This is a genomic window from Carboxylicivirga linearis (assembly GCF_018271995.1).
GTDB classification, from domain to species: Bacteria; Bacteroidota; Bacteroidia; order Bacteroidales; family Marinilabiliaceae; genus Carboxylicivirga; species Carboxylicivirga linearis.
Genome location: NZ_JAGUCO010000037.1, coordinates 25,241 through 31,411, shown reverse-complemented (window position 1 = coordinate 31,411; position 6,171 = coordinate 25,241). Strand labels below are relative to the sequence as shown.

Sequence of the window (6,171 nt, the reverse complement as noted above, 5' to 3'; positions counted from 1 at the left end):
TATTTCCATTCTATCTTTATATTTTTAATTAAAGTAGCAGCTGCATGAATAGATCCGGTATGTTGGATGCTAACTCCTCCAAATTGATTACTATCGACAATAGTTTCTAAATGAACGCTATGAACAAGCTTATTATCTTTAAGGTTAGGTGTGTTATTACGATTGTCTGCTCGAGCTATCAATCGGTTGTTTATCACTTCAACAGATATATCGCACTGACCTCTATAACATGTAGAAGAAATGGCTTTGCCTATTGGACTGACTTCACCATTTGAGTATTTCATTAATTGAAAATCAACTGCGTTACCATATTTGGGAGTTCGAAAAATACGTAAAGCATATCCACTCATCGAATGTAAATCCATTTTTATGCAAATATCTAAATATTGATCGGTAGCACTTCCAAACCCTTGGCCCGCTGTTTTTGATGGAACAGCAGTAAAGCTAAGTTTCATATTCCAAAACGAATCGCCAATAGGTTGAAATCTCAAGCGTGCTCCTTTTACATTCTGCACTAAACCAGTGTCTTTTGCAGCCCCATTCACACCAGAACCAACGAACCATGCGTTTTTACTATTATTTACTTTCCAATTTTGAGCATTAGTATCTGTTGGCTTATAACAATCAACAGACCAAAATCCATCAATGATTTCAGGTTGATACAGGGTTGATAGATTCTCAAGATTTGGAATATAAATGTTTGGCTTCTTTTGGATATTTTTATTATTGATTGGTCTCTTCGATATAACTGATGTTGCTTGCCCCTCATTACATCGTAAATGTTTTGGTCTGATTGATGCTTTAATGTACCATCCATTATCGGCAGAAGTAAATTTATACTGCTTCATTGGTTTATCAAAACGTGATACCGCAATTTCAATAGCTTCTTCTCCTTTCGCATCTTTACACCTATACCAAGTGATAAGAGATTGATCATCGTATGGCATATCCAATGAATATGAGAGTTCAATAACATCATTATTAAAATGCAAAGTTGGCTTATCTATAAATTTTGGTGGATCGATAAATGCCGGTGCTACGCTCAGCTTAACAGCAGCTTCTAATCCAAGAGGTGAAATAGCTTCAATAATTACATCTTTAGTTTCATCAAGGGTATTTATTGGAATGATCCGACATCGTCCATTATCAAGCGATTCCAGCTTGACTGAAGATTGAAATTTAGATTGGATATACCATTTTAGATCATTGGATGAATAAGGATAGCCCCCAAAACGATTAAATTCAGGTTCCAGAATAAGAGTGTCTTTATTTGTTTCAATTCTTATATTACTTGATTTAATCTTTAATTGAGTAGGAAGTTTACTGTAATTCTTACCTGTTGACTTTTCGATTTGCAATATGATTGGCTTTATTTTCATGGGATCCCAATCATCATCACCTCGTAACAGATTATAGGTGTTGTAAATGGTTTTATTATTAAACTTGACTAGATAAGCATCTAAAAGATCTTTGTTTGTCAAATCAATGGTAGAAGCACCATCCTTTGAGCCAATAAACAATGGTGACTGGTTAAATAAGAGATTGTATTGATAGTACTTTTCTTCTATGCTTGTATTAGGCGACCACCCTATGTATTTTACATTTTTACCTTTTATTCGAGTATCTACCATTGTTATTGAACTGGCTACTTTGGCTAAATACTGTGTTCCACCTGTAAAACAATTGATGTCGCAATTTAAAAACACGGCTCCTGTCAAAGGTGCGTTGTAAAAAGGTTTGCTGCTGAAAAAGTCGAATGTGCAATTTAAGTACACAGCGCAACCGTTAAGAGCATCGTCGGTACATTCGAAATGACAACCATCAAATAAGGTGCGTTTGCTCCCCCAAAAGGGAGCCAGGTTAAGTCGGCTGATGAAATGTGTATTTCGAGCAACCACTTTATCTCCATCGGAAAATACTAATTGAGCCTGAACAATTGCAGAGGCTCGTTTCTGTCTGTTAAGAGAAGGATTGAGTTCGTAATTCAAATCAACATTACAAAAGTTGCCTAATGTAATATTATGGGTTGATAGACCATTACCTTTTATATTAAGCATGGTAAAGTTTCCTTTTGCACCAATTGTTTGGCCCCTGTTGGAAGCTAAGATTACATCTTGAGGATTATCTGTCAGACCATAAAACTTCAGCCATTCGCACTCAATTTCCAGTCCAAAAGGAACGCTTTTCCCTTGCTTAGGTATACGAATTTCAACATCATCAGGATTATCTATCCAATATACCCATGGAGCTATGTACAGTGTCATAGGTGACTCTTCTGTACCATTGGTTAAATGTTCTACAGCTTTGTTGATAGAATTAAAAACGAACGGATATTTATTGACTTCCTTATCTGACAACTGACCATCAATGTAAAATGCTTTTGGACCGAGTTCTATCCTGTTATTTTTATATATCAGGTGATCACCTGCAAACTTTAATTTAAGATTAATGTTATTGGTTTCTATCTGAGCTAACATATTTAAGGAACATAACAGCAGAGTTGACAATATGGTAACAATTCGGATTTTCATTCAAATTAAAATTCAATTAATCTATGTTTAAGCTGATTTTAAAACCCCAGCTCTGATATTGGCCATCTTCAAATCCAACAAAAGTACCAACGCTACCCATTAGAAATATCTGACTCACTCCATATCCAAACTCTGTATAATTCTTAAAGTCGGGTGTTGTTAGGTAGCTGGCATATAAATTTTCGAGCCATAGTCGATTGCTAACCCAAGGTAAAAACTTAAGGAATAAATAAGGTGTTGTGTATGAAACATGGCCCTGTGCATACCATTTATTAGTGCTTGCGCTATAATCGTTAAGAAGATTAAAGGTGTTATCCCAGCTTTTGAAACTAATGGGTATTTCGTTAGTGTTGAAATGTTGAAAGTGCGAAAAATGAATTTGTTCGTTTTGGGTGAAATATCCACCACCAACTTGCCATTTAAATTCATTAAATACACCCCATGATTTATTTTGATGGATAGATGTTTTAATTAGTTCATAATTCGATTCGCTATCTAATATCCCTTTTACACCTCGCTCATAACCTAATTTAAATGTTGGATAGCGAGAACTACGATTGTATTTTCTTCCTTTATAAACCCTATAACGCATTCGAGGAGTATATTCCAAATCCGCGGTAAAATGAACATCTTTCTGATCTCGAAGGTTATCAGTTGTTAGTGTTTCATTAGGCGGTATGTTACGGGCATAATTCTCTGATTGATCTAAAACAGACCAGTTAGTGCTGTTCTCCAACTCATTGTATGAATTATACGAAGCACTTACATCCAAACGTAATCCATGCACTAAATCTATACCATGACTTACATAAAAATAATTGTTCTGATAGAGCTTCATGTAATGCTCTTTAAAGAACAAAGCAGAAATGGCATTTAGGGTTCGGTCAATTCCGTATTTTCTATTAAAATCTCTGCTTTCCTGTCCAAACCCTATGCCAACGTATGCGCGCTTCATGGGGGCAAATGAATAACTGGCAAAGTTACTCCACAAAACTTTTTCGCGATTGAAAGCATATTTAATTTTGGGTCTCATATAGAAGTTGTGCACAGAATCTACCCGATAATTCAATTTAATACCTTGTTCATAACTCCAGCCATCTACCGCATTAAAATCAACCTGATCTAATCCAATTAAACCATCGTACGTAACGCGCATGGCAGAGTCTGCAGCATAAAAAGTATGACCAGAAAGAAATCCTCCTGATATTTTATTGAACAATGATTTCTCTTTTTTATCTACAGTAACCGTGTCTGCTTGTAGCTTTGCCAGTTTAATAGAGTCTTTCACCTCAAAGCCTCTAAGTTCTTCACCTGTTAAAGGAATTGGTCTAATTTTATCCCAATACAACGAGTCCTTCTGAAGAGTGTCTTTTTTGTGTGTGATTTTATATGTGTTTTTAATTTCAAGTGATTCATCTTCCTCTTGTTCCTGCTTACGAGATTCCTTATCGATCAATCTTGAAAGTTTAATCATTTCACGATTATTAAGCTCTTCTTTAGCCAGTAGTTCCTCCATTTTACGTTGAGCTCTTGATTTTTCTTCTTGTTCCAGAGCTTCTTTCTCTCTTTGTTCTTCCACTTTTTTAGCTGCTTCTTCAGCTGCATATTGCTTCATCAGCATACCAGGTACGGGTAAGTTGGTATTTAACTCAATGTCTTTATATTTAACCGATCCGGCATATTTGAAATTGGCTTTTACTCCAAAAATAGAGGCTTTTACAGCAAATCGATGACTGATAGGCAACCACGATCTTTCTTTTACAGGCGCATAAACCTGTTTGATATTAATTTCGCCAAAAAAAGCTTCGTTGGTTACATCAATGGAATGGATATTCCATAAATTATCAACAATGTAAATGTATCCACTATAGGTTTGCTGGCTTTTTCGTTTAGGTATCACTTTAATTTTATTCACGGTTACATCCCCTTCGTAGAAGAAGCCTTCATACATAAATTTGTAGTAGCTAAAGGCGTTTGGTGCCAGTGGAGAAACTGCCATGTCTTGCGTGGGTTCGTAAAAGCTGTATGTGATATAACCAATAACATCGTCTTCGTTACTTCCGGGAAAGGTACTCTGCGAATTTAATATGGTGTGATTGTAATTATCCGGAGCTGTAAATTTAATTTCATTCATCGATTCCATGGTGTAGGTTTTACCAACCTCAATTCTATCATCTTTATTTTCCTCTTCCTTATCCATCATCTTTTTTATCAGCTTAGGAATTTTCTCCATCTTCAAGCTTCCTTTTAAATAAACTTCAGCATTATAAGATGCTGTTTGTCGCTGGTAATATGGAGCCAGGCTAATGGCTTTTCGCATGATAGGATAGGCCGGATCTTCTCCTCCGGAAAATACTCGTACTTCTTTAATGCGATAGGTTTGCTTTTTAAGTTGAATATCTCGTTCGATAAATCCATCCGAAACTGTAAAATGAATTTCTTGTTTTTCGAAACCTAAGCCTTGAAAGACTATTGTGTAAGAACCCGGATCGAGTAAGATCTCATATTGCCCAATGTCGTTGGTTGTGGTTCCGGTGGTTGTTTGTTTTAAAAAGATAGTAGCAAAGGGTACGGTTTGATCATTTTCGTCAGTGACCACACCTTTTATTCCTGTTTGTGCAAACAATTGCAGCGAGAAAAATGTAAGCAGTATGGCTAAGGTAAATTGAGTTTTCATTTATAAGTCAGGTTAAATTAAAGGGTAAATATAATTATACCCATTAAATATATTAATGCCTGCTTAAATGAAAAGGTTGTATGACCGTGAAATTTATAAAATTTAGGGGCTAATCGATTAGTAGAAATTAAAATTTCAGGGTAAACGAATTATTGATAGTGTAAAATAAAGGTTCTACATCCGGAGGTACTAAGTTATCGTAATCAAGCCTTACGAATAAACTAAAAGAAAAGGGATTTGATATTTTAAAATTTAACCTTGTCTCACTCCATATTCTAAAATCAGCGGGGTCGGAGTAGTCTGGTTCGAAATAGGTTGTTTGGCTGAATTTAGCATTTTCAGACATTTGCCAATCCATTGAGAACATAGAGCTAAACTTGACTAAACTCTTTCTTCGCTTATAATTATCATTTTCAAATAATTCGTTAAGATAAATGGTATAAGCCACCAGAAACAATTTGAATTTATCTTTGTCAGCGATATTAAAACGCGGACCACCACCTAAAATGTATCGGTGCTTTAAACTTTTAACACGGTTGTAGCTATATTGTGAAAAGGCCTCAGCAATAATAATCTTATCGGGCACCCAATAGTTATACTTAAACATGAAGCCTCCATTGTTCACATTACTCTCATTATCAACGCGACTATAACCAATGTCTGAAGAAAAAAGATAAGTGTTATCATTATCGTTATATTGGAGTTTAAAACGTGATGATATTTGAAGCATATCGGTGTTGGTATGAATAAAGTTTAACCCCAGGTTAACATCACCCTGAAAACCTTTATTCGGATCCTTTGTACGTCGTTTATCAATACTGACGATTTGTGCAACCGACATCATTGAAACGAAAATGAGGATAGCTACTGCGGTTAAACGATGCTTCATACAAAGAATTTTAGGACAAAAATAAGATTTAGCCCGAGATTGTGAAAACAGTTTTTAATAAGTTAAAAAGATGA

At 35.4% G+C, this 6,171-nt stretch carries 3 protein-coding genes; all 3 read right to left on the bottom strand.

Annotation, left to right across the window (positions count from 1 at the left end):
* Window positions 1–2,477 (bottom strand): PemB family protein (locus KEM10_RS22530; protein WP_212220164.1); only part of this gene is annotated, 2,477 nt, incomplete at its 3' end.
* A gap of 70 nt (window positions 2,478–2,547) precedes the next feature.
* The gene (locus KEM10_RS22525; RefSeq protein WP_212220161.1) at window positions 2,548–5,208 is read right to left on the bottom strand and encodes a DUF5686 family protein; all 2,661 of its coding nucleotides are present in this window, start codon (window positions 5,206–5,208) and stop codon (window positions 2,548–2,550) included.
* A 127-nt stretch (window positions 5,209–5,335) separates the two neighbouring features.
* Entirely contained in the window at window positions 5,336–6,097 is a 762-nt protein-coding gene (locus KEM10_RS22520; protein WP_212220158.1) for a DUF481 domain-containing protein, read from the bottom strand.
* Between the last annotated feature and the right edge of the window lie 74 nt (window positions 6,098–6,171).